Origin of the sequence: Micromonospora chersina (assembly GCF_900091475.1) — a bacterium.
GTDB lineage: Bacteria > Actinomycetota > Actinomycetes > Mycobacteriales > Micromonosporaceae > Micromonospora > Micromonospora chersina.
The window spans coordinates 469,221-494,619 of the sequence record NZ_FMIB01000002.1 but is presented as its reverse complement, the minus strand read 5'-3'; the positions used below and the strand labels follow the sequence as shown (position 1 = coordinate 494,619).

General features: G+C 74.6%; 19 protein-coding genes and 1 riboswitch. Of the genes, 6 read left to right on the top strand and 13 right to left on the bottom strand.

Annotated elements, in window-relative coordinates; all coding sequences use genetic code 11:
• Positions 1–44 precede the first annotated feature (44 nt).
• The 4 genes from GA0070603_RS02125 to GA0070603_RS02110 form a co-directional block, all read right to left on the bottom strand.
• On the bottom strand, positions 45–671 hold the full coding sequence (locus tag GA0070603_RS02125; protein ID WP_167544469.1) for a response regulator transcription factor: 627 nt from the start codon (positions 669–671) through the stop codon (positions 45–47).
• 100 nt (positions 672–771) lie between these two features.
• Positions 772–1,869, bottom strand: a complete 1,098-nt coding sequence (locus GA0070603_RS02120) for a glycoside hydrolase family 18 protein (protein WP_244282353.1) — start codon at positions 1,867–1,869, stop codon at positions 772–774.
• 55 nt (positions 1,870–1,924) lie between these two features.
• The gene (locus GA0070603_RS02115) at positions 1,925–2,698 is read right to left on the bottom strand and encodes a nucleotidyltransferase (RefSeq protein ID WP_091306259.1); all 774 of its coding nucleotides are present in this window, start codon (positions 2,696–2,698) and stop codon (positions 1,925–1,927) included.
• 44 nt (positions 2,699–2,742) lie between these two features.
• A complete protein-coding gene (locus tag GA0070603_RS02110; protein WP_091306257.1) occupies positions 2,743–3,693 on the bottom strand; it encodes a diacylglycerol/lipid kinase family protein in 951 nt (316 codons plus the stop codon).
• Between the two features lie 154 nt (positions 3,694–3,847).
• Between GA0070603_RS02110 and GA0070603_RS02105 the strand changes: the two genes are divergently transcribed.
• Both GA0070603_RS02105 and GA0070603_RS02100 read left to right on the top strand, forming a co-directional pair.
• Positions 3,848–5,200 (top strand): putative RNA-binding protein, encoded by a 1,353-nt coding sequence (locus GA0070603_RS02105; protein ID WP_091306254.1) that lies wholly within the window; start codon positions 3,848–3,850, stop codon positions 5,198–5,200.
• Positions 5,201–5,340: 140 nt separating this feature from the next.
• Complete coding sequence (locus tag GA0070603_RS02100) at positions 5,341–6,021, top strand: hypothetical protein (RefSeq protein ID WP_091306252.1); 681 nt, start codon at positions 5,341–5,343, stop codon at positions 6,019–6,021.
• 60 nt (positions 6,022–6,081) lie between these two features.
• Here GA0070603_RS02100 and GA0070603_RS02095 read toward each other — a convergent pair whose 3' ends face one another.
• Positions 6,082–7,341, bottom strand: coding sequence for a glycoside hydrolase family 6 protein (locus tag GA0070603_RS02095; RefSeq protein ID WP_244282352.1), 1,260 nt, complete (start codon positions 7,339–7,341; stop codon positions 6,082–6,084).
• Positions 7,342–7,575: 234 nt separating this feature from the next.
• Here GA0070603_RS02095 and GA0070603_RS02090 point away from each other — a divergent pair, with 234 nt between their 5' ends.
• Positions 7,576–9,894 (top strand): transglycosylase domain-containing protein, encoded by a 2,319-nt coding sequence (locus GA0070603_RS02090; protein ID WP_091306249.1) that lies wholly within the window; start codon positions 7,576–7,578, stop codon positions 9,892–9,894.
• A 40-nt stretch (positions 9,895–9,934) separates the two neighbouring features.
• Positions 9,935–11,341: a CoA transferase gene (locus GA0070603_RS02085; RefSeq protein WP_208862781.1), complete on the top strand. Its 1,407-nt coding sequence runs from the start codon at positions 9,935–9,937 to the stop codon at positions 11,339–11,341.
• 27 nt (positions 11,342–11,368) lie between these two features.
• On the opposite strand, the gene GA0070603_RS02080 is transcribed toward GA0070603_RS02085, so the two are convergent.
• The 4 genes from GA0070603_RS02080 to GA0070603_RS02065 form a co-directional block, all read right to left on the bottom strand.
• Positions 11,369–11,962: a TlpA family protein disulfide reductase gene (locus GA0070603_RS02080; protein ID WP_091306246.1), complete on the bottom strand. Its 594-nt coding sequence runs from the start codon at positions 11,960–11,962 to the stop codon at positions 11,369–11,371.
• The gene (locus GA0070603_RS02075; RefSeq protein ID WP_091306243.1) at positions 11,959–12,390 is read right to left on the bottom strand and encodes a hypothetical protein; all 432 of its coding nucleotides are present in this window, start codon (positions 12,388–12,390) and stop codon (positions 11,959–11,961) included. The genes GA0070603_RS02080 and GA0070603_RS02075 overlap by 4 nt, the downstream gene beginning before the upstream one ends.
• 70 nt (positions 12,391–12,460) lie before the next feature.
• Positions 12,461–14,518: a M6 family metalloprotease domain-containing protein gene (locus GA0070603_RS02070; protein ID WP_091306240.1), complete on the bottom strand. Its 2,058-nt coding sequence runs from the start codon at positions 14,516–14,518 to the stop codon at positions 12,461–12,463.
• A 158-nt stretch (positions 14,519–14,676) separates the two neighbouring features.
• A complete protein-coding gene (locus GA0070603_RS02065) occupies positions 14,677–15,579 on the bottom strand; it encodes a dihydrodipicolinate synthase family protein (RefSeq protein WP_091306237.1) in 903 nt (300 codons plus the stop codon).
• 183 nt (positions 15,580–15,762) lie between these two features.
• Between GA0070603_RS02065 and GA0070603_RS02060 the strand changes: the two genes are divergently transcribed.
• Positions 15,763–16,989: a PucR family transcriptional regulator gene (locus GA0070603_RS02060; protein WP_167544468.1), complete on the top strand. Its 1,227-nt coding sequence runs from the start codon at positions 15,763–15,765 to the stop codon at positions 16,987–16,989.
• Between the two features lie 58 nt (positions 16,990–17,047).
• Here the strand turns inward: GA0070603_RS02060 and GA0070603_RS02055 are convergent, their stop codons facing one another.
• The gene (locus tag GA0070603_RS02055) at positions 17,048–18,964 is read right to left on the bottom strand and encodes a Xaa-Pro dipeptidyl-peptidase (protein ID WP_091306231.1); all 1,917 of its coding nucleotides are present in this window, start codon (positions 18,962–18,964) and stop codon (positions 17,048–17,050) included.
• 262 nt (positions 18,965–19,226) lie between these two features.
• Complete coding sequence (locus tag GA0070603_RS02050) at positions 19,227–20,960, bottom strand: trypsin-like serine protease (protein ID WP_167544467.1); 1,734 nt, start codon at positions 20,958–20,960, stop codon at positions 19,227–19,229.
• 765 nt (positions 20,961–21,725) lie between these two features.
• On the opposite strand from GA0070603_RS02050, the gene GA0070603_RS02045 reads away from it, so the two are divergent.
• Positions 21,726–23,783, top strand: coding sequence for a M4 family metallopeptidase (locus tag GA0070603_RS02045; RefSeq protein WP_091306225.1), 2,058 nt, complete (start codon positions 21,726–21,728; stop codon positions 23,781–23,783).
• 96 nt (positions 23,784–23,879) lie between these two features.
• Here GA0070603_RS02045 and GA0070603_RS02040 read toward each other — a convergent pair whose 3' ends face one another.
• Positions 23,880–24,338, bottom strand: a complete 459-nt coding sequence (locus GA0070603_RS02040; protein ID WP_091306222.1) for a YbaB/EbfC family nucleoid-associated protein — start codon at positions 24,336–24,338, stop codon at positions 23,880–23,882.
• 171 nt (positions 24,339–24,509) lie between these two features.
• Positions 24,510–25,166: a LysM peptidoglycan-binding domain-containing protein gene (locus tag GA0070603_RS02035; RefSeq protein ID WP_091306220.1), complete on the bottom strand. Its 657-nt coding sequence runs from the start codon at positions 25,164–25,166 to the stop codon at positions 24,510–24,512.
• 5 nt (positions 25,167–25,171) lie between these two features.
• A riboswitch (cyclic di-AMP (ydaO/yuaA leader) is annotated at positions 25,172–25,326 on the bottom strand.
• Positions 25,327–25,399: the final 73 nt, after the last annotated feature.

Sequence of the window (25,399 nt, the reverse complement as noted above, 5' to 3'; positions counted from 1 at the left end):
ATCGAAGGTGACCGTTACGCAACACCCCTGTGATCCGCGTGTCGTCAGATCCAGCACGCGTCCCTGGCCCGCTCGACCGCCTCCCAGCGGTTCCGCGCGCCGGTCTTGCGCAACAGGCTCGACACGTGGTTGCGCACGGTGCCCGGCGCGAGGTGGAGCCGCTTCGCGATCTCCCCGGTCCGCAGCCCCTCCGCCGCCGCGGCGGCCACCTCGCGCTCCCGTTCGCTGAGCGGGTTCACCGCGGCGTCGAGGGCGGCGAGCGCCGTCAACGGGTCGATCATGCGCTGCCCGCGGGCGACCGCCCGCAGCAGGTCCACCAGTTCCTCCGGCGGCACGTCCGTGGCGACCACCCCGCGGACCCGGGCGCCGAGGGCCCGTCGTAGCGCCCGGGCGGTGCGGCGGGCGGTCAGCACGACGACGGCACACCCGTCGGCGGCCGGTCCGGTGACCACGGCCGGGTCGTCCACCGCGTCGAGGTCCACCAGCAGGAGGTCGGGACGGCAGGCGGCGAGCAACGCCGGCACACTGCCGGCCGGCTCCGTGTCGCCCACCACCGCGAAGTCCGGCGTGGCGGCGAGGACCGCGACCACGGCCGTCCGCAGCAGGCCCGGCTCCGCGACCACCGCCACCCGCACCGGCGCGGAGACCGTGTCGTCCCGTACGTCACCCACGCGGACCACTGTGCCCGAAGGGCCGGCGGATAGTCGAGTTCGCTCGGGGATGTCCGGCCTCCGGCGGTCCCGGCGGGACATGCGGGCGTCGGGTTCCGTCTCAGCCCTGCCGCAGCGCCGGCATCGGCACCGGCACGGCGAGCGCGGTGGCCCCGGCGCCCGCGCCGCCCTCGCAGGTGTTCGGCGGCACCGTGCCGATGCCCCGGGTGGAGGGCCGTTCCGCCGCCCAGAACATGAAGCCGAGCATGCCGGCCGTGCTGCCCGCGCCGTGCGGGGCGACGCTCTGCACGTACGGGGCCGCGGCCTTCTGCACCGAGGTGGCGTAGTCGACGCACTCGGGCAGCGGCTTGCCGCCGTAGGCGAGGTAGACCGCGCCGGTGAACTTCGCCGGGGCGAGCGGGGGCACCGGCGGGCTGTACTGCGCTTTGCCGTCGACGTGCTCCTGCCAGCTCGCCTGGGCGGTGCTGGCGGAGACGGGGCGGGCGGTCACCATGGCGTTGGCGTAGTCGAGGACCGGGGTGTCGGTGCGCAACCAGTCGGCGGTGGCCTTGCGGTTGAGGTCGATCAGCCAGCGGTCGCCGGCGGCCACGTCGATGGTGAGCCGGGCCGGCGCGCGGCCGCCGGTGGCGTCGTACGGGTGGACGGCCCGGTAGGCGTCGATGAAGGACTGGAGGCCGGACAGGTTCGGGCCGGTGTTCTGCTCGTAGTCGATCTCGATGCCGACGCCGAGCCGGGTGGCCACGGCGGCGGCCCGCTGCCCGAGCAGGGCGGGGTTCTCGGCGAGCGCGGTGTCCCAGTCGTCGGTGTAGGTGATGCCACCGATGGAGAGCATGACCCGGACGCCGCGGGCGGTGAAGTACTGCACGATCTCCGCCGTCATGCCGCGCGGCACCCCGTCGAGGGTGGTGGCGTCGGTGGTCTGGCGCAGCAGGTCGAGCGGGTTGACGAAGCTCAGCACCACGAGGTTGACCGAGGGGCGGCCGTCCCCGCGGTCGACCAGCCAGTGGTTCTGGCTGTCGAACTGGGCGACCGTGCGGGCCGTGCCCCAGGTGCAGAAGTCGTCGCCGCAGTGCCAGGCGCCGTAGACCTGGACCGGGGTGGCCGCCAGCGGCGCGGGCGCGGACGGGGGCGCGGCGACGGCCGGGCCGGTGGTGGCGAGGACGAGCAGGAGTGTGGCCAGGAGTACCGAGCGTCGCATGGGGACCTCCCCGACTATTCAGTACGCCTTGTTTACAGTAAGGCGACGACCTGCGTCAATGCGTCGCGGCGATCCGCTCCAGCACCCGTTGCTGGAAGGCGCGGGCCTCGGGCCCGGCCGGCGGTGGGCCGCCCCGGCGCGCCGCGATCGACCGTCGGATCAGGCCGCCGTCCGGGTCGTCGGCCGCGAGCCGCCGACCGGCGTCCACCTTGCCCAGCCAGACGCCGTCGCGGCAGCGGACCAGGGCGCGGCAGGCGCCGAGCACCGCGTCCTCGGCACCGGGGGCGGGGGCGTCGCCGGGCGGGGTCGGCAGCGCCAGCCACCAGCGCAGCGCCTCGACCAGCAGCCGCCGCAGGTCCTCCGGCCCCGGGTCGGCGAACACGTCGGCGGCGGGCGGGCCGAGCAGCGCCAGGCCCGACTGGCGCAGGATGCTGCGGTCGAGCGCGTACCAGAACCGCCCGTCGGCGGCGGGCCGGTCGGCCGGGTCCCAGGTGGCCCGGAACGGCATTGTGGCGCCGGTGTTCAGCTCGACCTCGAAGCCCGGCTCGGGCGTGCCGGAGCCGGCCACGTCCCGCCGGTAGACCACCAGTTCCAGGCCGCGCGCCGGGCAGGGCAGCGCCTCGTGCCGCAGCCGGTCCACAAGCGTCCGCTTCACCGGCCCGGCGACCGGCCGGACGACCACCAGGGCCACGTCCACGTCGCTGCGCCCCGGCTGGTACGCGCCCAGCCCCACCGAGCCGGCGGCGTACGCGCCGACGAGGTCGTCGCCGAGCACCGCCCGGGCCCGCCCGACCAGCTCGTCGAGGTAGCGGCGCACGTCGGAGTCCATGCCCGCATCCTGCCCGGTCCGGTTCGGGACGGCGCGGGCCGGGGTCACTCCGCCGGGTCGGGGCAGCAGACGGTCAGCGCGCCGGGAACCGTCCTCACCTTCAGCTTCTTCGCGGTGCCGCGCGCGCCCCCGTCCAGCTCGTACGTCTTCGGCTCGGCGAACCGGACGGTCACCTTCCGCCCCCGGGTGATCCGGACGAACGGCGACTCCTCGGAGCGGCCGGCGGCCATCCGGCCCAGTGTGCGGGCCCAGTCCACGGCGCCGCTCGCGGTGGAGACACCGATCTCCAGCGCGCCGTCGTCGGGGCGGGCGTCGTCGAAGGCGGGGATGCCGCCGGTGATCGTGCCGACGTTGCCGAAGAGCACACAGCTCGCGTCGCCGTCGAACCAGTCGGCGCCGTCGACGGTGATCCGGGTCCGTACGCACTCGCCGCGGACGTGCCGCAGCCCGGTCCAGACGTACGCGATCCGGCCGAGCCTGCCCTTGAGCTTGCGGTCGGCGTCGCGGATCAGGTCGCCGTCGAACCCGGCGCCGGCCATCACGGCGAAGTGCTCCCCGTTGAGGCGGCCCAGGTCCAGCTCGCGCCGCCGGCCGCGCAGGGCGATCCGGACCGCCTCCGGCAGGTCGGCGGGGATGCCGAGGTTGGTGGCGAAGAGGTTGGCGGTGCCCGCGGGCAGGATGCCCATCGGCACGTCCGATCCGGCGAGGGTGTCGGCGCAGCGCTGCACCATGCCGTCGCCACCCCAGACCAGGACCAGCTCGGCGCCCTTGTCGAGGGCCTTGCGCACCTTCTTCGGCGCCTTGCGGCTCTTCGGCACCTCGTACCAGAGGAGCCGGCCGACCCCGGCGGCGACCAGGTTGGCGCGCAGCTCGTCGAGGCCGCCCCCGAAGGTCTTCTTCCGGTGGGCGACCACAGCGACCACGCCGGCCTGCGGCGCGGGGGCCTCGGTGGCGGGGGCCTCGGTGGCGGGGCGGTCGACAGTGCGCGTGCTCATGACCCCCGGTGGTACCCCGCCGCCGGATTTTCCACGCCTGTCTAATCCCCGACGCGCCCGATTCCGATCAGCCGCGTGCTGTGATCAACCGACTTCGTTCGGTAGAGTGCGGGCGGAGATCGCCGGCGCTGGCCGGAGATCGGGGGGTGCCGGGATGACTCGACGGGGCGCACGGCTCGCGGGGGTCGCGCTGCGCCTCGGCCTGCTCCTCGGCGGGGTCGCCCTGGCCTGGTGCGCCCACGAGGTCGCCGCCGGCACCGCCGCCCACGCCGCCGAGCGCCCGTCCTCCGGGCCGCTCACCGCCGCCGACCTGCTCACCGACACGCTGCACCCGCTCCTCGGCGCGGTCACGACTCCCCTGACGCCCGCCGAGACCACCGGCGGGGCAGCGGACGCCACCCGGCCCGCGTCACGCGACCGCGCCACCGCACCGTGTGACCGCACCGCCCCGCGCACGCCACGCGAGCACGCCACCCGGCCCACGACACGCGACCGCGCCACCGCGCCACGCGACCGCACCACCCCGCGCGACCGCGCCGCCCGGCCCGCGCCTCGGCACCGCGCCACGCCGACCCGCGAACGGTTCCGCCCGCGGCCGGACCAGCGTGCCGCCCTCCGGCCGGAGGGCCGGCGGTCCGCTCCTGCCGCCCGTCCCGGATCGACCCGGAACGACGCGCCGCGACCGGCTCCCGACCCGGGCACGCCGGCGCAGCGGGCACCCCGGCCGGGCCCCGGCGCCGCGCTCGACGCGGTCGCCGGGCCGGTGCGCGCCGGGGTGCTCGACCCGGTGACCGACGCCCTCCGCCCGGCCACCGACCCGCTGCGCAACAAGGTGCTCGCCCCCGTCGGCGGCATCCTCGGCCCGGTCACCCGGCCGGCCGGTTCCGGGGTGCTGACCCCGGTGGCCAGGGTGCTCGCCCCGGTCACCACGCCGCTCGCCCCGGTGCTCCACCCCGTGTGGCATGCCCTGAAGCCGGTGCGTGAGCCCCTCGACCCCGTGCTGAAGCCGGTCAAGCCGGTGACCGACCTGCTGGACCCACCGGCCGGCCGGGAGACCACGCCGCCACCCGCCACGCCCCCGCCGGCCGGCACTCCCGGCACGCCACCCCTCGAGACCGACGGCGAGCCCACACCGGGCGCCGCCGCCCTCGGCTCCCCGGGCGGCGCCGCCGCACCCGGCTCCCCGCCCGGCGTCGCGGACCCGGCCGAGCCCGGCCCGCACCGGGCGACCCTGCACCGGCCGGCGCAGGTCACCGCCGCGACAGTGCCCGCGCCCGCAGGCACCGAGCGGCCGGGCCCGGTGCCTGCGGAGCGCGACCGCGTCCCGGCGGCGCCGGTCCCGGCGGGCAACGGCGCCGCCGGACCGGCCAGCGCAGCCCACGGCGATGCCGCGATCGCCGGCGCCGCCACCTGGACCCCGCCGGCCCTGACCGGGCACCGCTGCCGCCCGGCCGACGGCCCGGCGCCGGCGTCCCGCTCGACCCGCCCGGGCACCCGGCCCGCCTGACCGGCCCCCGGTGGCGGTCGCCGCCGCCCACCGCCCGGCTCCCTCCACCGACAGTTGCACGGCCGCTCACGGCCGGCGCCGACCGACGACCACCCCGGCGCCCTTCCCTTGTCGATGACCCTGGTGACCAGGAGTTCTTCATGAGCACAGCCACACCCGTCGTCCGGGCACGCTGGTGCGACATCGGCCGGATAGCCGATCTCGTCGCCGAGGCCCTCTCCCCCACCGCGCTCGCGGCCTGGCTCGTCCCGGACGCGCAACGGCGCACCGCCGTACTCGCCGCCGTGGCCCGGATCTGGACCGAACACGCGATGCTCTTCGGCGACGCGTTCCTGCTGCGCGACGGCACGGCGGCGACCGTCTGGTTCCACCGCTACCGGCCCATCCCGGCGCCGAACCGGTACGCCGACCGCCTCGCCGCGGCCGCCGGCCCGGACGAGGAGCGCTTCCTCCGGCTCGACGAGGCGCTCGCGGCCCGGCGACCGGCGGAGGCGCACAACCACCTCGCGCTGCTGGCCGCGCCCGGCCCGGCGGGCACCCGCCGGGCCGCCGCGGCGCTCGTCGGATCCCAGCGGTGGATGGACACGCTGAACCTCCCGACGTACGCGGAGGCGTTCACCGAGACCGACCGGGACCTGTTCCGGCGGCACGGGTACGCCGACCGGGAGGCCATCGCGGGCCCGGGCGACACCAGCACCCACCCGATGTGGCGGCTCTCGCCGTTCTGGGCCGGCCGCTCCGGCGGCAACGGCCGCTGGCCGGCCCGGCGGATCACCAGCCGGACCCGCAACGGCCGGCCCACCGGGTGGGCGCTGCGCTGATCCGGCGCCGACGGCCGGGCCGGGGCGGTGTTCGGGCCGCCCCGGCCCGGTCCGGCGGGATCAGCGCAGCGGCGGGTTGGCGTACCGGACCAGTTCGAGGGCCTGCTCGTCGAACCAGGCGCCGGCGGCCGGGTCGGCCGTGCCGCCCCGCGCCGGGTCGAGCCCGGTGCCGGTGCCCCTGTCGCACTGCCCGTCGGACTGGCCGGGCGTCTTCACCCACAGGAATGCGTCGGCAAGCGGGTCACCGGTCGCGGTGGTGGGGCGTACGCCCAGGCCCCGGTCCGGCGGGTTGCACCAGGTCTGCGGGTCCGGCCAGCCCGCGCCGGCCGGCGGGGTCCACGGGCCCTGCCCGTTGCGGCTGGTGTCCACGACGAAGTGGGCGAGCCGGTCGGCCGGCACGTCGCCGACGTTCTCGGCGTACCAGGCGTCGGTGCGGCCCCAGGTGCTGAAGTCGGCCGGGTCGGCCGGGTAGTACTGGCTGGCGCACCAGTCGAAGTGGCCGCGCGCCCACTCGGGACCCGCGGTGCCGTAGTGGACGCACCTGGCGATCCAGTCGCCGTACTTGAGCTGGCGCTCGGTGGTCTCGTAGTTGGAGACGTTGAGGAAGAAGCCGTCGGCCTTGGCGACGCCGGCCTTGACCAGCCGGTCGGCGGCGTCGCCGACGCCCAGCCAGGCGCTGTGCGTGCCGTCGAGGTAGACGCTGGTGCGCGGCAGCGCGGCGAGCCGGTCGACGGCGTGCTGGAGCATGGCGAAGCGGTCGGCGGCGGCGGTGGCCGGGTCGGCCTCGGCCGGGCGGCACCAGTCCTGGGTGCCGTTGATGGTGGTGTACCAGGGGATGATGCCGAGGCCGTCCGGCTCGAGGATGACGGCCACCTCGTGGCCGCCGATGCCCCGGGCGAAGGCGTCGATCCAGGCCTCGTACTCGGCCACCGAGGTGGCGCCGCCGGCGGAGTACTGCGAGCAGTCGCGGAACGGGATGTTGTAGGCCACGAGCACCGGCACGGTCTTCTTGCCGGCCGCGCGGCGTACCTCGGCGTTGACGGTCCGGGTGACCTCGGCCGGGGAGCCGCCGGTCACCCAGACGGCCTGGGGCGTGCGGACCATGGCACGCAGCCCGGCCGCCTCCTGGTAGCGCCCGGCGGCGGTCAGCTCGGCGATCTGGGTCACCGCCCCGTGGTCCGGTCGGGGGGTGTAGAAGGTGACGCCGTCGCGGAGTTCCGCGCCGGCCGGTGCGGTCGAGAAGGGTACGGCCGCGGCGAGGGTCGCGGCGACGGCGGCGAGGCCGGTCACGGCGCGCCGCCGGAAGGGAGTCAGGGCCACGTCATTGCTCCTGAGGGACGGGGGAACGGGTGATGGGAGCGTTCCCGCAGCTCGTCAGAGCCTGCCCCGGAGCAGCCGCGACTGTCAATGTCTCCCGGCGGGCCGCCGCATCGCGCCGGGCCCGGCGCCGACCCGGGGCACGGCGGGAAGCCTGTGCCGTCGCCGCAGCTCCGCTAGCCTGCGAGCCGGGCAGGGACACGATTCGGCCGAGCAGTCGGAGGGTATCGGGTGCGGATGCTTCAGACCGGTGACAACGACGACGCCGCGGGCGCCGCGACCCCGACCCCGGGGCGGAAGCGCCGGCGACACCGCCTGCTGATCTTCCTGGCGGTGTTCGCGCTGCTGGCCGGCTCGGGCCTGGTGGCCGGCGGCTACTACTTCGACAGCGTGCCGACGCCGACCGACCTCAAACTGCCGGAGTCGACCACCGTCTACTACGCCGACGGCCGCACGCCCATGGCGAAGCTGGGCGCCGAGAACCGCACCATCGTGCCGTACGACCAGATGAACGACTCGGCCAAGCAGGCCATCGTGGCGGCCGAGGACCGCACCTTCTGGACCAACAAGGGCGTGGACTTCAAGGGCGTGCTCCGGGCGGCCTGGGCGAACGTCACCGGCGGCCAGCGGCAGGGCGCCTCCACCCTCACCCAGCAGTACGCGCGGGTGGCCGCCGACCTGCGCGGGGTCACCTACTCGCGGAAGCTGCGCGAGGCGGTCATCGCGTGGAAGCTGGACGACACGTACAGCAAGGAGGAGATCCTCGGCTTCTACCTGAACACCGTCCCGTTCGGGCGGGGCGCGTACGGGATCGAGGCGGCCGCGCAGACCTTCTTCGGCAAGACGGTGCGCCGGGACGCCCCGCCGCAGCAGCAGCTCACCCAGGCCGAGGCCATGGTGCTCTGCGCCATGGTGAAGCAGCCGGAGGCGGACCCGGCCGACCCCGAGGGCTCCCCCGGCTACGACCCGCGGCGCAACGCCACCGCGAAGCAGAACTCGATCGACCGCTGGAACTACATCCGCGACGGCATGGTGAAGCTCGGGTACCTCACCCCGGAGCAGGCCGCGAACCTCGCGTACCCGGACTCGGTGCGGCCCATCGACCCCAACGCCGGCCGCTCCGGGCTGGACCGCCCGACCGGCCTGGTGGTCAACCACGTCCTCAGCGAGCTGCGGCAGGCCGAGCCATTCCGCGGCCAGCCCGACGAGGCGATCCGGGACGGCGGCTACAAGATCGTCACCACGATCGACAAGCGGGTGCAGGACGCCGCGGAGGCCGCCGCCGACATCCGCCGGGACACCGCGCCGGAAGCGGTCCGGGGCCAGCCGAAGAACTGGCAGGCCGCGCTCGTCGCGGTGGAGCCGGGCACCGGCCGGGTGCTCGGCTACTACGGCGGCGACAAGGGCTCCGGCGCCGACTACGCCGGCTGGTACACCGACGAGAACGGCCAGGCCCGCGGCTTCGGCCAGCACCCGCCGGGCTCCTCGTTCAAGGTGTACGACCTGGCCGCCGCCGTGGAGAACAAGATCTCGGTGAAGCAGAAGTTCGACTCGCCCGACACCAAGGAGTTCCCCGAGTCGGGGCGGACCAAGGGCAGCCCGGCCGGTCCCATCCGCAACGCCGAGCACGCGCCCTGCCAGCCGAACTGCGCCCTCTGGGAGGCGACCGTCGCCTCGCTGAACGTCACCTACTTCGAGCTGACCGAGAAGCTGGGCACCGCCAAGGTCATCGACATGGCCAAGCGGGCCGGGGTCGAGTCGATGTGGGAGACGGTCAAGGGCAACCCCCAGCCGCAGCGGGTGGACCTGCGGGACAAGCCCGCCGAGGAGGTGGCCGGGCGGTTCTCGACCGAGGTCGGCATCGGCCAGTACGGCATCAGCGTCCAGGACCACGCCAACGGGATGGCCACCTTCGCGGCCGGCGGCAAGCGCGCCGAGGCGCACTTCGTCCGGTCGGTGACCAAGGGCGACAAGAAGGTCTGGGGTGAGCAGCTCAAGCAGACCGACCTCGGGCTCGACCAGGAGGCGATCAACCAGCTCGACTGGACGCTGCGCCGGGTGAAGGCGGCCAAGCTGGACAACGACTGGGACTCCGCCGGAAAGACCGGCACCTGGCAGGCCGGGCAGAGCACCACCCAGAACGTGCACACCTGGATGGTCGGCTGGACCGGCGCGCTCGCGTCCGCCGTCTGGCTCGGCACCACCGACGGCAAGCCACTGCGCACGACGGGCGGCAGCTACGAGGTCTACGGCTCCACCGGGCCCGGGCCGATCTGGCGGCAGTTCATGGAGCAGGCCACCGCGGCGCTGAAGCTCGACCCGGACAAGTACCGGTTCCAGGATCCGGCGTTCCCGGACGACGCCCCGGAGACCCCGGCCCCGACGACCCCACCGGCGACGGCGTCGCCCACCCCGTCGGCGTCGCCCACGCCGAGCCCGACCCCGTCGCGCCCGAGTCCCAGCCCGACCGAGCGGCCCACCTCACTGCCGACCTTCTCCCCCTCGCTCACGCCGCTACCGACGCTGTCTCCGTCGAAGACCCGGCGACCCCGGTGACCGCGGGACCGCCGCGGGCGGCGGGTGCGATGATCGACCGGTGGTGAACCCGACGACGGAGGCGATCCGGTCGGCCTGGGCGGCGCTGGGCGGGGAGCCGGCCGCCGCCGCGGCGGTCCGGACGGTCGGTCCCGCCGGGACGCTGCCGGCGCGGCTGCCGGTCACCGACCTGGCCGTGGCGTGCGTCGCCGCCGCCGGGCTGGCCGGCCTGGAGCTGGCCCGGGCCCGCGGTGCCGCGACGGACGGTCCGCTGACCGTCGACAGCCGGGCCGTCGCGGTCTCCTTCACCAGCGACCGGCACCTGCGGGTGGACGGGCGGGCGTTCAACGGCTTCGCCCCGCTGTCCCGGTTCTGGCCCACCGCCGACGGCTGGGTGCGTACCCACGCCAACTACCCGCACCACCGGCGGCGGCTGCTGGCCGCGCTCGACCTCGACCCGGCGCGCCCCGACGACGACGCCCTGGTGGCGGCGGTGGGCGAGCGGCTCGGCGCCCGCCCGGCGGCCGAGGTCGAACAGCGCGTGACCGCCGCCGGCGGCCTCGCCGTCGCCGCCCGCACGCCGGACGAGTGGGACGCCCTGCCGCAGGCCGCGGCCGTCGCGGCGGAACCCCTGGTCCGGCTGCGGGCCGACGCGCCGGCGCCGGCCCGTCCGGCGCCACCCGCGCCGCCCGGGCTGCCCGCCACGGGGGTACGCGTGCTCGACCTGACCCGGGTGATCGCCGGCCCGGTGGCCACCCGCTTCCTCGCCCTGCTCGGCGCCGACGTCCTGCGCGTCGACTCCCCCGGGCTGCCCGAGCTGGAGCCGCAGCACCTGGACACCGACGCCGGCAAGCGGTCCACCCTGCTCGACCTGGGCCGGGACGCCGACCGGGCCCGGTTCGCGGCGCTGCTCGCCGACGCCGACGTGGTGGTCACCGGCTACCGGCCGGGAGCGCTGGACCGGTGGGGCCTCTCCCCCGAGGCGCTGCGCCGCCACCACCCCGACCTGGTGGTGGCGCGGCTGTCCGCCTGGGGCGGCGGCGGCCCGTGGGCCGGGCGGCGCAGCTTCGACAGCCTGGTGCAGGCCGCCACCGGCATCGCCCACATCGAGCGGCGGCCGGACGGCGCACCCGGCGTGCTGCCCGCCCAGGCGCTCGACCACGGCACCGGCTACCTGATCGCGGCTGCGGTGCTGCGGGCGCTGGCCCGGCGCGCCGTCGACGGGGGCGCGTGGACCGCCGAGCTGTCGCTGGCGCGTACCGCCCGCTGGCTGCGGCAGGAGCTGCCGGCCGGGCCGGTGCCGGACGCCGCGCCGCCCGACCCCGAACCCTGGTGCGCCGAGCGGGACTCGCCCGCGGGCCGCCTCCGGTACGCGCTGCCGCCGGTCGTCCTGCCGGGGGGCCGACGGGACTGGGCGAGCCCGCCGACGCGGTGGGGCGGCGACCCGCCGGCCTGGCCGTCCCGCTGAGGGCGCGGCGGAGCAGGGACCGACGGATCAGGGGGCGAGCACGAGCCTGCGCAGTTCGGCGTCGAGGGCGGCCGCGTCCACGCCGCCCGGCCAGCCGCGCAGCAGCGCGCCGCCCCTGGCGACGACGACCACGGCCGGGGGTTCGCGGACCGCGTACGAGCGCCAGATCCCGCCGTCGGCGTCGAGCACGACCGGGTACCCGACCCGGTGCTCCCGCAGGTAGCGCTGGACGTCCTCGGGCTTGTACTCGGTGGCCACCCCGACGAAGACGACCGCGTCCCGGTGGCGGCGCGCCAGCTCGCCCAGGGCCGCCTGACGGTCGGCGCAGAGCGTGCACCACGAGGTGAAGAAGACCAGCACGACCGGGCGGTCGGCCCACAGGTCGGCGAGGGCCACCCGGCTGCCGTCGGTGAGGGCGCCGGTGACGGCCGGGGCGCCGGGCGCACCGGACGGCGCCGGCCGCAGCGCGAGACCCGCCGGCGCGGGGCCGGGCAGCGCCGCGGCCCCACCGGCGACCGGCTCCGGCCGGGCGGGCGGGTCGCCGCCGCCGGAGCAGGCGGTCGCCGTGAGGGCGGCGGCGAGGGCGACGGCGGCGAGGCGGACGGCGTACCCCCGGGTCATGACGGCACCACGGCGACCAGCGCCGGTCCCTCGCTGTCGTTCGGGGTGAGGTCGACCGGCGGGTGGCCGTCCACGACCAGCCGGTAGGCGTCCCGCGCGGCCAGGTCGACAGGCACGGCGAACTCGCAGTACGTCGGCACGCGCGTGACCTCCAGGTCCTCGGCGAAGGTCGCCACCGACCGGCCCGGGGCGAGCGCGCCCTCGGCGAGGGTCCGGCCCGCCCCGTCGACCACCCGGAACGGCGACCGGTTGTGGAAGTGGGTGTAGGGGCCGGTGCCGGCGCACTCGACGCCCGCCGGCCGGATGTTGATGTCCCGGACGAGCACCCGCACGGTCATCGCCGTCCGGGCCTCCCCGGCGTCACCGCACGCGGTGAGCGCGCCGGTGAGCAGCGACGGCAGCACCAGCGCTGCCAGCAGGCGACGCATCTGTCCTCCTGGTCGTCGGGGCGGGGCCGGGGCGGCGCGGCCACGCGGGCCGCACCGCCCCGGCTCGCGGTCAGCCGAGCTGCGCCCGGGGCCGTTCGACCCGGCACTGGCTGGTCACGGTCCGGCTCGGGTCGCTCTCCGAGGTGGCGGTGAGGGTCACCAGTGTGGTGGCGGTCGCGTCGGAGCCCGCCCCCACCGAGACGGCGACCGGGGTGCTGGCGCCGAACTCGGCCGTGGCCAGCTCGTTCGGCAGTTCCACCCGCCAGCCCTGGCCGCCGACGGTCGCCGAGAGCCGGTACACGTCGGAGCGCAGGTACGCGCCGGCGTCCTCCGGGTGCGGCTGCCCGTCGGCCACGTACGTCCCGGTGTTGGTCAGGTCGAAGCTGCAGGTGGCACCCTTGCCGGTGGGCTCGCCCCGGGTCACCAGGTGGCCCTTGGACAGCGCCACCCCGTGCGTGCTCGGCCCGGCGCCGTCCAGCGACCGGACCGCCACCGTGTACGACAGCACCCCGTCGCCGTCGCGGCGCAGGTTGAGCACGTAGAAGTGCAACCGGTTGGCCTCGTCCACGTACTCGTACTCGCTGCCGGAGTTGGCCCCGGCGTGGAACAGCGCGTCGGACAGCTGCCGGTAGTCGCCCATGGTGATCTTCTGCGGGGTGCCGTTCGGCTGGTAGAAGTCGACCATGTCGATGTCCTGCGGGTTGGCGTCGACCACCCACACGAACGGCGCGCTGTCGGTGTTCTTGGTCTTGCTGATCAGCACGCCGCTGTCCGGGGTGAACGAGTCCGCGCCCATCCGGTCGACGACCTCGACCGTGTAGTTGTTGTATCGACCACCATCGCAGAGCGGGTCGGTGGTGACGGTGCACGTCGGCGAGCGGTCGGCGTTCATGGCGATGTTGAGGCCGGTCAGCCCGCCGGGTCCGGCGTCCACGGCGCGGGCGGTCACGTCGGCGACCACCATGCCGGAGGTGGCCAGCCCCTCCCGGGAGAGCCGCAGCACGTGCTCCTCGCCGAGCAGCCCGATCTTCAGCTTGTCCCGGACCGTGTGCAGCGAGCCCATCGAGCCGCCGTTGACCGGCGGGATCTGCCAGCGGGTGTGCGGCCCGCCCGGCCCGTTGAACGACCCGCGGGACATCATGCTCCAGATGCCGGTGTACGCGCGGCGCAACGGCGTGCCGTACGGGTTGTTGTAGTTGTCCCCGATGCTCAGCAGGTGGCTCAGCTCGTGGGCGTACACGCCCATGCCGGAGCTCTCGGCCTGGGTCGAGGAGCCGCCGCCGGCGTTCGGCCAGATGGTGGCGGCCGCCTTCCACGAGGTCCACTCGACGTAGCGGGTCTTCGCGTAGTTGGGCAGGGTCGGGTCCGGCGGGCCCCACGCGTCCGGCACGTCCTCCTTGGTCTGGAACATCATCTGGCCGAACTCCTGCCAGGTGGAGGACTCGTCCTGGCCGGCGGAGAGGATGAAGACCAGCTCGAAGCTGTCGGCCACCGCGTCGCCGACCGCCGCGCGCCAGGCGCCCAGCCCGTCGGTGCGGATGTTCTTGGCGCACGCCTCGCCGGTCGGGCAGGCGCCGGGGTTGAAGCCGTTGTCGATGCCGTACTGGTAGGACTTCGCCGGCATCTCGTACGGGCCGAAGCCGCTGAGGTCCACCCCGTACCGGCCGTTGGAGTCCTGCATCCAGTACTCGTGCAGGGTGTGTCCCCGGTTCAGGTCGCCCGGCTTGTTCAGGAAGTCGGTGTAGAACTGCGCGACCTGGCTCCGGGGCACGTTCGCGGCGGTCGCCTGCGGGTTGCCGAAGACCGTCGAGCCGGCCGGCTGCGTGATGACGAACGGCTGGTCCACGTAGTCCAGCGTGACCAGCGCGATCTTGAAGTTGCGGACCGAGCCGCGCACGGTGGGGTCGGCCCAGTTCCGGTTCGGCACCTGCCGGTAGTCGTCCCACGTCATCGTGTCGGGGTTCTGCCAGCGCTGGGGGTCGAGCGGCTGGAACGGGGCGGGCCCGGCCGGCGGGTCGCCCGGTGCGGCGGAGGCCGGCCCGGCGGCGCCGGTCGCGACCAGGACGGTCGTGACGGCGGCGGCCAGGACCGAGCGCCACACCGCACGCCTGGTGGGCAGAAGGTGCATCGAGTCACCTCTCAGGTCGGGGGCGGGGGCGGGGCGGTCCGGGGGCGTTCAGCCGTCCCGCATGATCACGCTCGATCCGACCCTAGGAGCCGGCCGGCGCGGCGGTCACCGTGCAGATGTCGGCAGGTGGACCGGCGGCTTCCGACACGTGCAGGACGTCACGCCGTGGGCACCGGCCCCGCGTCGGCCCGCTCGGCCCGCCGCAGGTCCCGGCACAGCCGCTCCTCCAACTCGGGCGGCAGCGAGCCGCGGGGCGGCCGGCACGGGCCGCCGTACCGGCCGGTGAGCCCCATGGCCAGCTTGACCGCCTGGACCCCCTCGGTCCGGGCGCCCCAGCCCAGCAGGGGGTGCAGGCGGGCGTAGAGCGGCAGTGCGGCGGCCAGGTCGCGGGCGGCGCAGAGCCGGTGCAGGCGCAGGCAGAGCCGGGGCAGGGCGTTGGGGCAGCGCGCCAGCCACCCGGTCGCCCCGCACACGGTCAGTTCCAGCAGCACGTCGTCGGCGCCCGCCAGCACGTCCAGGTGCGGGCAGAGGTCGCGGACCCGGTGCAGCCGGCGGACGTCGTCCTCCCGTACCGCCACCACGCCGTCGGTCTCGGCGACCCGGGCCAGCAGGTCCGGGGGGAGGTCCACGGTGGATTCGGCCGGATCACGGCACACCACCACCGGCAGCCCGACGGCGGCCACCTCGCGGTAGTGGGCGACCACCTCGGCGGGCCCGCCCGGGTAGCCGACCGGTGGCGGGGCGAGCACCGCCGCCGCCCCGGCGGCCCGCGCCTGCTCGGCCCAGTGGCGGGCCTGCCGGCTGCCGTACCCTCCGACGGCCGGCAGCACCGCGCAGCCCGGCGGCGCCGCCTCCACGGCGGCGCGGACGACGTCGGCGCGCTCCCTCTCGGAGAGCGCCGGGTACTCACCCAGCGGGCCGCACGGGGTCACGCCCCGGCAGCCGGCGTCGCCGAGCCACCGCACGTGCTCCTGGAGCCGGTCGTAGTCGACGGAGAGGTCGCCCCGGAACGGCGTGGGGAGGGCGACGACGACGCCCTGCCAGGGCCTGGTTGCGACCACGACGGTGTTCCCTTCTCGGCGGACCCGGCCCCGCACACGTTAGGGGCGCACCGGTCCGCGGTCTTCCGACAGATGCCGGAACCGCTGCGGGCGCGCCGGGTACGGGTGTCGCGGGGGTATTGCGCGCCCGCCAACATCATCGGAAGGTAGGCCCAGGGTCCTATCCGGGGGAAGCGCATGCGCATGGAGCTGCAACGCATCGTCGACCGGGTCGCGGCGCGGGTGAAGCGTCCGGCACTCATCGAGGACCGGCGCCAGCGCGTCGTCGTCTACAGCGAACACACGGGACTGATCGACGGGGTGCGCCGCAGCTCGATCCTGCGCCGGCACACCACGCCGGAGGTGATCGCCTGGGCCCGGGAGATCGGCATCATGGAGGCCCGGCAGCCGGTGCGTACCCCGGCCTGCCCCGACCTGGACCTGCTCCCCCGGGTCTGCGTGCCGATCCGGCACCAGGACCTGCTGCTGGGCTTCGTCTGGTTCATCGACGCGGCCGACGGGATGACCGACGACGACATCTCGGTGGTGACCGAGGCGATGCCGGACCTGTCGCTGGCCCTCTACCGCGAGAACCTGCTCGGCGAGCTGACCTCGCAGCGGGAGGCGGAGGCCACCCGCACGCTCCTGGTCGAGTCCCCGGAGGCCCGGCGGGAGGCGGTCCGGTCGCTGCTCACCGACGGCGTGGTGGCCCGCGACGGCCAGGTCACCGCGCTGGTGGCCCAGCTCGCGGCAACCGGCGACGACGTGCTGGACGACGCGGCCCGGGTCGCCCTGGAGCACGCGCTGGTCGCCACCCGGCAGTGGGTCGGGTCCCGCGAGACCCTGCACCTGGTCCGGCACGACCACGGGGTGCTGCTGCTGTGCGGCGGGCGGGCCACCGGCCGGGCGGCGGCGGGCGACGCCGCCGCGCACCTGGACCAGGCGCTGCGCGCGGCCACCCGGGGCCTGGCGTCGGTGAGCCGGACGGTGGTCGGGGTCGGCGACGACCGGCCCCGGCTGTACGACGGCGTGCTGTCCTACCAGGAGGCGTTCCAGGCGGCCCGGGTGGGCGTGCAACTGCCCGCCCTGGGCCCGGTCGTGCCCTGGGCCGACCTGGGCATCTACCGGTTGCTGTCCGGGGTGGACGCCCGGCACCTGGACGTCGCGCGGGTGCACCCGGGGCTGGGCGGGCTGCTCGGCGACGAGGCGCACCAGGTGCTGCTGGAGACCCTGGAGGTCTACCTGGACCTGGCCGGCAACGCCCACGCCACCGCCGAGCGGCTGCGGCTGCACCGGACGACGCTCTACTACCGGCTCCAGCGGGTGGAACTGCTCGCCGGCACCGACCTCAAGGACGGCAACGAGCGGCTCTGCCTGCACCTGGCGCTGAAGCTGGGCCGGCTCACGGGCCGGTACCAGCCCGGCCGGTAGCCGGGGCGGGGCGACGGCGTCGCCGCCCCGCCCCGCCCCGCCCCGGACTCTCCTTCTCCTACAGGCCGGCGGCCACCGCCGCGGTCCGGCCGCCGACCACCGGCAGGGTGATGCGGCTGCGGTCGAAGTGGACGGTGATGTGGGCCCGGTTCTGCTTCGCGCGGCTGCTGTAACCGGAGTACGAGCCGAGCAGGACCACGCCGATCTGGTGGCCGGCGTCGAAGACGTAGTCCTCGGGGAGCAGGTTCAGGTCGACGGCGGTCTTCTGCCCGGGCACGAGCGGCGTCGACACCGACGGCGAGTCGAGGTTGAGGCCGTCGATGACGCCCTTGGTGACCAGCTCCTGCGGGTTCGACGCCACGGTCTTCTCGGTCCTGCGGTAGCAGGCGTTCTCGGCGAAGCCGCCCCAGGTCGCCGTCGCGCCCCAGCAGTCCTCGTCGGTAAGCGTCCGGATGCCGTCACCGCTGGTGCTGAACCGCGGGCGGGTGCCGTAGTCGACGAGGAGCCCGGCGAAGCTGGTGTCCTCGCCGTCGACGGTGGCGCTGATCCTCACGACCGGGGTGCCGGAGACGTGCAGCGGCGCGGTCAGCGGCGCGGAGAGGAACACCAGCCGGTTGTCGGTGTTCGCCGCCGGGTCCGACGGGTGCCGGACGGCGTTCGCGGCGGTCATCGTGGGGGTGTCCTGGAAGGTCGCCGACCCGTTGCCGGGGCCGGAGCGGACGGCGAGCCCGCCGACGTTCCCCGCCGCCGGCGCGCGGAGGAACACCTGGGTCGGCCGGGCGTCGGGCAGCGGCCAGGCGGTCGCGGTCTCCCAGACGTCCGGGGCCCGCTCGATGTCGACGGCCGGCTCCCGCATGATCCCGTTGTCGACGCCCTGGAGCCAGTGGTCGAACCAGCGGTGCAGGGTGTCCACCCAGGCGCCGCGCCGGAAGTCGAACGGGTCGACGTGGCCGGTGCCGGTCAGCCAGAGCTTGCGCGGCACGCCCTGCTCGCCCAGCGCGGCCCACCACTTGCTGAAGTGGTCCGGGCGGACGTTGTCGTCGTTGATGCCGTGCACCACGAAGACGCTGGCGCGAACCCGGTCGGCGTGCGGCACGTAGTCCCGCTCCGCCCAGAAGTCGTTGTAGTCGCCCGTGACGTCGTCGCCGCCCTGCCCGAGGGCGGCCCGCACCGGGGCGCAGTACGCGCGGCGGGCCGGGTTGGTGACCGTGTTCGCGAGGCTGCCCGAGTAGTTGTTCGCCCGGGTGACGAGCCCGTTGCTCCGCGAGTAGTCGTACCAGCTGGAGATCGCCGAGATCGGCACGATGGTGGTCAGCCCCGCCACCCCGTCGGCCGCCGCGGCGTTGGCCAGGGTGCCGTCGTACGACTTGCCGATCATGCCGGTGCGGCCGTTGTGCCAGTCCGCCACGACCTCACGGCCGGCGGCGTCGACGCCCGGCCGCCGCCCGTTGAGCCAGTCGATGGCCGTCGGCGCGCTGATGTTGTCGGCCCGGCCACCGGTGACCGGGCAGCCGGTCGAGTTGTTGGTGCCGATCATGTCGAGCAGGACCACCGCGTAGCCGCGCGGGACGAAGTAGTTGTCGTAGAACAGGGGCCAGGTGTCGTTCAGCCCGTCGCCGTCGACGTCGGCCTTGCACTCGCCCTCGTTGCCCCGGCAGACCGTCGAGTAGTACGGGCTGGCGTCCATCACCACCGGCACCGTGAGCCCGTTCTCGCTGGCCCGCGGCCGGATGATGTCCATGGCCACGATGTCGCGGGCGCCGTCGCCGTCGGTGTCCACGTCCGAGGTGACGAAGACGCGTTCCCGGACCGCGTCGGCGTAGCCGAACACCGGCTGGGTGACCCCGTCCTCGACCACCAGCCGGGCACGCTCGTCCGCGCCCGGTTCGGCCAGGGCGCCGCTCGCCGGCAGGCCGGTGACCGCGACCGCCAGGGCCACCACGGCGGCCCGCCAGGCATGTCTTCCGCTTCGCATCCGCATGCTCCTCCTCCCCGCGCCGGCCGCCGACCGGCGGCGCGCACAGGGGAGACGCCGCCGCGGCGGTCGCACCGAACCTACGGATCGACGGGTGTACGGGTCTTCGGACACCTGTGGAAGAAGCCCGCCCCCGGCTCCTACGCCTGTCGCAGGCTCCTGCCCCGGGCCGGCGTCATGGCACGCGGTGCCCGCCCGGAGCGCCCTGGGAGCGGACGATCCGGGCGGGCATCGCGACCCGACAGCTACGAGCCGCCGGTCGTCACTCGCCGTCCATCTTCATGCTGGGCCACCAGCCGTAGACGCCCCGGCCGACCCGCCAGGAGCCGAACGGCGCGTTGAAGCCGCCGGCCGGCGTCGCGGCGAACGTGTGCAGCCCCAGACCGTCGTCGGAGTACTTGTAGAGGAAGGCCAGGTCGTCGCGCTTGTCGCCGGTGTAGTCGCCGGACACCATCTTGATGCTGGCGAACTGGCCGAAGGTGGTCGACGACCAGGACTCCAGAGGGCTGTTGAAGGTGCCGTCCTCCTTCGCCGTCCAGGTGAACAGGGCCAGCTTCCCGCTGCCGTAGCCGTAGAGCACGGCCACGTCGCCACGGCCGTCGCCGTTGAAGTCGCCGTCGGCGAGCTTCATCGACGACAGCGAGCCGAACGGCTTCTCGGCGGGGGTGTACCAGGAGGTGTACCCGGTGCCGAACTTGCCGTCGGCCTGACCGGGCCAGGTGATCAGCGCCATGGCGCCGCTGGCGTAGGCGTAGAACAGGGTGGCGTCGTCCCGGCCGTCCCCGTTGACGTCCCCGGCGAAGACCGAGGTGCTGGACCAGGTGCCGAAGTTCGACGCGCGCCACGCCTCGATCGGCGCGTCGAAGCCACCGTCCGGCCGCGCGAGCCAGTTGATCCACGCCTCGTCGCCGTTGCCGTACCCGTAGAAGGCGCTCAGGTCGGCCCGGCCGTCGCCGTTGAAGTCACCGGAGGTCATCTTCATGCTGGTCAGGTTGCCGAAGTTGCTGGCGGTCCAGGAGCGGACGGGTGCGCCGTGCTTACCGTCCGGCCGGGTGATGAAGGTGTCGACGGCGAACGTGTTGGTGGTGCTGGTCGACATGACCGCGACGTCGTCGATGCCGTCACCGTCGAAGTCGTCGTTGAACACCTTGACCCGGTCGGCGGCGTACGCGCCGCCGCCGCCCTTCCACTCACCGAGGGGCGAGGTGAAGCCACCGGTCGAGGTCGCCGGGAAGGTCTGCGGCGCCACGTCGCCGGTGGCGTACACGTACAGGAAGTTGATGTCCTGGTACTGGTCGGTCGCGGGGCCCTGCGGCATGTTGGCGGTCAGCCAGGGACCCAGGTCGTCGACCCGCGTCTCCACCGCGCTCCGGCGCGTCTCGGTCTCCGCCAGGCAGCCGCCCTGCCACGCGGCGTGGTGCAGGCCGACGAGTTGCGGCTTGCCGGCGACCAGCCGGACGGTCGGCCCGCCGAGGTCGCCGCGGCAGATGGCGCCGGTCCCGGTGCCGAGCAGGTCGAACGTGCCGGCGGCCACGGCCTGTACGGCGAAGGCGCCGGTGTGCAGCTGATCCGGCACCCAGGTGGTGGCGGTACGGCCGAAGCCGGCGACGGTCAACTGCTCGTCGGCGGTCGGCGCGGCGCCCAGCGGCACCGGCGCGACGTCGACCCGCTGGGACAGCCGGACGAGGACGGCGTCGCGGTCGGGGTGCGGGACGATGCGGATGACCGGCGAGACCACGCCGGTGTTCTTGGTGAGGTCCGGCCGGCCGACCGTCACCGTGGTCGGCCGGGCGGGCCTGCCCGCGATGACGGGCTGGCCGTCGACGCTGAAGCAGCTCTTCGCCGTGAGCACCCACCACGGGTCGACCAGGGCGCCGCTGCAGGCACGCTGGCCGGGCCCCACATCGATCTTGGCGGCGAAGGTGAAGGAGCCGTCGGTCACGGCGGCGCCTCCGGTGACGGCCTGGACCGGCGAGGCGTTGACGAGCCCCGCCACCAGGACTGCGGCGAGCGCACCCGCACCTCGGGCTGCTCGCCGGCGATCTGATGATGGCACTGGAAATCCCTCCAGGATCAGCTGGCAGGGGTGGCGTACGACCCGTCGGGCGGCGCCGACGAGCGACGGACCGCGGCGGAACGCGGCCATGGCGCGATGTGGACAGACATCAACCGAACCCCCGTGCCCCCAATGGGCTTCTCGATCGCCTAAGGCGACCGTGGGAGCTGACACTAGGCGACGACGAGTTAACCCGCTGGCCACCTTCGCGTGGCCTATTTCACGTCATCTATGTCTTGCGCGCCGGACCGGCGCCACTTTCGGCGCCGAACGGATGATCATCCGCGGGCCGTTCGCCACCGGCCCGCAGACCGGAAGGCGAGGGAGATCAGCGGCTCGACCGAGGGGCCTATGCGCGCCATGCGCACACAGCGGCAATCGACGCAGATCGGACGCTCCCCCGCCCGCGGCCGAGAACATTCGGCCTGATCAGGCCCTATTGAAGATCATGGCTTCCTGAATTTCCGCCGACAACGCGGCGGCCGGGAGGTGGCGGTTGCCCGGGTCACCCATTGATCCCGGCCCGGGGCCGTGTGATTGTGCCCCCAGCGAGTCGCCGACCCCGGGGGCTCGCCGACGGTCGATCTGTCGAACCGGGGCCACGCCGGCAGCCTCGGAGACCGACCGTCACCCCGCCTCGCAACACCGCGCCGCCCGTCCCCACCGGGCTCCGTGCGGCGCGCCTAGGGACAGGAGCGAACCCCCTTGAAGCTCTCACCTCGCCTCGTCGCGCTCTCCGGCGCGGCGGCGGCCGGACTGATCGCCGCGGGCACCGCCGCGGCGGTGCAGGCCGCGCCGCCCGGCCCCGCCGCCCCCGACGCCGCACAGGCCCGCGCGATCGCCGCCGACTCGGCGCGCGCGCTGGTCGCCGACCGGCCCGCCTACCTGCACGCCAGCTCGGACGAAGCCTTCGTGCAGAAGCCGGTCATCTCCTCCGAGGGCACCCAGTACGTGCCCTACGAGCGCACCTACAAGGGCCTGCCCGTGGTCGGCGGTGACTTCGTGCTGGCCACCGACGCGGCCGGCAACCTGAAGTACGCCTCCGTCGCGCAGCAGCAGGCCATCGGCAGCCTCGCCACCACGCCGAAGCTGACCTCGGCGGCCGCGGCGAAGACCGCGCGGGCCCAGCTCAAGACGGTCAGCACCGTCGAGGGGACCAACCTGGTCGTCTACACGCTCGGCGCCACGCCGGCGCTGGCCTGGGAGACCACGGTGCGCGGCACCGACGCCGAGGGGCCGAGCCGGCTCACCGTCGACGTCGACGCCCTCACGGGGGCCGTGCTGCGCAAGCAGGAGCGCATCGTGCACGGCACCGGCACCGGGGCGTGGAACGGGCCCAGCCCGCTGACCCTGAACACCACCCTGTCGGGCAGCACGTACTCCATGAAGGACCCGACGGTCACCAACCTGAGCTGCCAGGACGCCGCCACCAACACGACGTTCAGCGGCTCGGACGACGTCTGGGGCAACGGCACCGCCACCAACAAGGAGACGGGCTGCGTCGACGCACTGTTCGCGGCGCAGACCGAGCACAAGATGCTCGCGCAGTGGCTGGGCCGCAACGGCGCCGACGGCAACGGCGGCTACTGGCCGATCCGGGTGGGCCTGAACGACCAGAACGCCTACTACGACGGCACCCAGGTCCAGATCGGCAAGAACACCTCGGGTCAGTGGATCGGCTCGCTCGACGTGGTGGCCCACGAGATCGGCCACGGCATCGACGACCACACCCCGGGTGGCATCTCCGGCGCGGGCACCCAGGAGTTCGTCGCCGACACCTTCGGCGCGGCCACCGAGTGGTTCGCCAACGAGCCGTCCACCTACGACGCTCCCGACTTCCTGGTCGGCGAGAAGATCAACCTGGTGGGCAGCGGCCCGATCCGCAACATGTACAACCCGTCGGCGCTGGGCGACCCGAACTGCTACTCCAGCAGCATCCCCAGCACCGAGGTGCACGCCGCGGCCGGCCCGGGCAACCACTGGTTCTACCTGCTGGCCAACGGCAGCAGCCCGACCAACGGCCAGCCGGCCAGCTCCACCTGCAACGGCAGCAGCGTGACCGGTCTGGGCATCCAGAAGGCCATGAAGATCATGTACAACGCGATGCTGCTGAAGACCTCGTCCTCGTCGTACCTGAAGTACCGGGTCTGGACGCTGCAGGCGGCGAAGAACCTCTACCCGACCAGCTGCACCGAGTTCAACGCGGTCAAGGCCGCCTGGAACGCGATCAGCGTGCCGGCGCAGACCGGTGAGGCGACCTGCACCGGCAGCACCCCGACGCCGACCGCCACGACCACCCCGCCGTCGGGCAGCTGCACCGGCCAGAAGCTGGCCAACCCCGGCTTCGAGTCCGGCAACGTGAGCTGGACCGCCAGCTCCGGCGTCATCACGAACGACACCGCCCAGGCCGCGCACGGCGGCTCCTACAAGGCGTGGCTCGACGGCTACGGCACGACGCACACCGACACGCTCTCGCAGTCGGTGACGATTCCGGCCGGCTGCCGGGCGACGCTGAGCTTCTGGCTGCACATCGACAGCGCGGAGTCGACCACGACCACCGCCTACGACAAGCTGACCGTGAAGGCGGGCAGCACCACCCTGGCCACCTACTCCAACCTCAACAAGGCCACCGGCTACGTGCAGCGGTCCTTCGACATCTCGTCGCTGGCCGGCACCACCGCCACCATCTCCTTCAGCGGCGTGGAGGACAGCTCCCTGCAGACCTCCTTCGTCGTCGACGACACCGCGGTCACCCTGAGCTGATCGCAGCGGAGCGGCCGGTCGTCGTCCTCCCGACGGCCGGCCGCTTCGTCGTTCCCGCGGCAGGTCGCCGGCCGGGGCGCACCGGCCGGACGCCGGTCAGGCCGGGCGGGCCGCGCCGGAGCCGGCGCCGTCGCGGCGGATCCGGGCCGCGACGCCCTCCATGGCCCGACCGAATCGCTCCATGTCCCGCGCGGACTGCTCGGGCAGGCCGCCGAGCCGCGCGGCGAGGGCGTCCACGTCCGCCTGGGCCGAGGCGCTGACCCGGGCGTCCAGCTCGGTGAGGGCGGCGTTCACGGCCGACACCAGGTGCCCGCAGAGGGCCTCGACGGACTCCCCGGCCAACGCGGGGTCGACGGTGACGGACTCCAGCCGGCCACCCTGGACGGCGACGGCACGGACCCGGCCGCCGGCCGCGGCGCCCTCGGCCCGGAGCAGCTCGCCCGGCGCGCCGTCGGGGTGCTCGGCGGCCCGGGACCGCATCGCGGAGAGCGCCTGTTGGGTCCTGGTCAGCAGCTCGTCGAGGCTCGCGGCCGCGGAGAACGGGTCGTTGGTCATATCCGCGCTTTCTTCACGTCTTTCCGAGCACCGTGACGATAGCAACCACCCCCGACGCGGGCGCCGGTGAGCCCGCCCGAACCCGGTCCGACACGAACGCCCGGCCGGGATCCCCGGCCGGGCGTTCGTGGTGCGGTGGACCGGCCCGCACGGGGCCGTTCCGGTGGGGTCTCAGCGCAGGCGCAGCTTCTGGCCCGGGAAGATCAGGCCGGGGTTCGCGCCCACCACGTCCTTGTTGCGCTCGTAGAGGGCCTGCCAACCGCCGGCCACGTTCTTCGCGTCGGCGATCTCGGAGAGGGTGTCTCCGGACCGGACGACGTAGCTGCCGGCGCCGCTCGTGCCCGGCGTGCCACGCCGCTCGCTTCGGACGGTCGGCCGGTCGGCGCGCGACTTCCGCTCCGTGGTGGCCTTCTTGGCGGACTTCGTCGAGCCCGAGTCCTTGCTGGCGTACCTCTTGGTGGAGCCGCCCTTCTTGCCGCAGACCGGCCAGGCGCCGATGCCCTGCCCGTCGAGGACCTTCTCGGCGATGGCGATCTGCTCGCTGCGGCTGGCCAGGTCGGCGCGGCTGGCGTACTTCTGGCCGCCGTAGCCGTTCCAGGTGCTCCGGGAGAACTGGAGCCCGCCGTAGTAGCCGTTGCCGGTGTTGATGTGCCAGTTGCCGCCGGACTCGCACTGGGCGACGGCGTCCCAGTTGACGCCGGCGGCGCTGGCCGGGGCGGCCGGGCCGAGAAGGGCGGCGGCGCCGGTGGCGGCGCCGACGACGAGCGCCCCGACGGCGGTGCGACGCTGCGCGGTCCGTCGGTGACGGGCGACGTGTTCACTTGCCATGTGGGTTTCCTCCACGCCGACGAGGTGAGCTGTCGGGTTCGGGCCGAGGAGCCCGGCCGCCGGTGGCGGCTTCACCCCGAGGTGTCGTGCACCGAGGAACGTGGTTCCCCCGCTCCCGCCTGAGGTCCAGGTACCACCGGGCCGGCGGCGGGATTAGGCGTTGCCGGCCCGTGGTGTCCGCGATCGCGAACGGAATCGACGTTAGGAACGTTTTGCGACGAACGCCCACTTCT

Bases quoted from the DNA above. Each gene is read 5' to 3' on its own strand.
- GA0070603_RS02035 (WP_091306220.1), bottom strand. From the start codon at position 25,166: ATGGCAAGTGAACACGTCGCCCGTCACCGACGGACCGCGCAGCGTCGC.
- GA0070603_RS02080 (WP_091306246.1), bottom strand. From the start codon at position 11,962: ATGACCCGGGGGTACGCCGTCCGCCTCGCCGCCGTCGCCCTCGCCGCC.
- GA0070603_RS02120 (WP_244282353.1), bottom strand. From the start codon at position 1,869: ATGCGACGCTCGGTACTCCTGGCCACACTCCTGCTCGTCCTCGCCACC.
- GA0070603_RS02110 (WP_091306257.1), bottom strand. From the start codon at position 3,693: ATGAGCACGCGCACTGTCGACCGCCCCGCCACCGAGGCCCCCGCCACC.
- GA0070603_RS02100 (WP_091306252.1), top strand. From the start codon at position 5,341: ATGAGCACAGCCACACCCGTCGTCCGGGCACGCTGGTGCGACATCGGC.
- GA0070603_RS02060 (WP_167544468.1), top strand. From the start codon at position 15,763: ATGGAGCTGCAACGCATCGTCGACCGGGTCGCGGCGCGGGTGAAGCGT.
- GA0070603_RS02075 (WP_091306243.1), bottom strand. From the start codon at position 12,390: ATGCGTCGCCTGCTGGCAGCGCTGGTGCTGCCGTCGCTGCTCACCGGC.
- GA0070603_RS02090 (WP_091306249.1), top strand. From the start codon at position 7,576: ATGCTTCAGACCGGTGACAACGACGACGCCGCGGGCGCCGCGACCCCG.
- GA0070603_RS02040 (WP_091306222.1), bottom strand. From the start codon at position 24,338: ATGACCAACGACCCGTTCTCCGCGGCCGCGAGCCTCGACGAGCTGCTG.
- GA0070603_RS02115 (WP_091306259.1), bottom strand. From the start codon at position 2,698: ATGGACTCCGACGTGCGCCGCTACCTCGACGAGCTGGTCGGGCGGGCC.
- GA0070603_RS02055 (WP_091306231.1), bottom strand. From the start codon at position 18,964: ATGCGAAGCGGAAGACATGCCTGGCGGGCCGCCGTGGTGGCCCTGGCG.
- GA0070603_RS02070 (WP_091306240.1), bottom strand. From the start codon at position 14,518: ATGCACCTTCTGCCCACCAGGCGTGCGGTGTGGCGCTCGGTCCTGGCC.
- GA0070603_RS02105 (WP_091306254.1), top strand. From the start codon at position 3,848: ATGACTCGACGGGGCGCACGGCTCGCGGGGGTCGCGCTGCGCCTCGGC.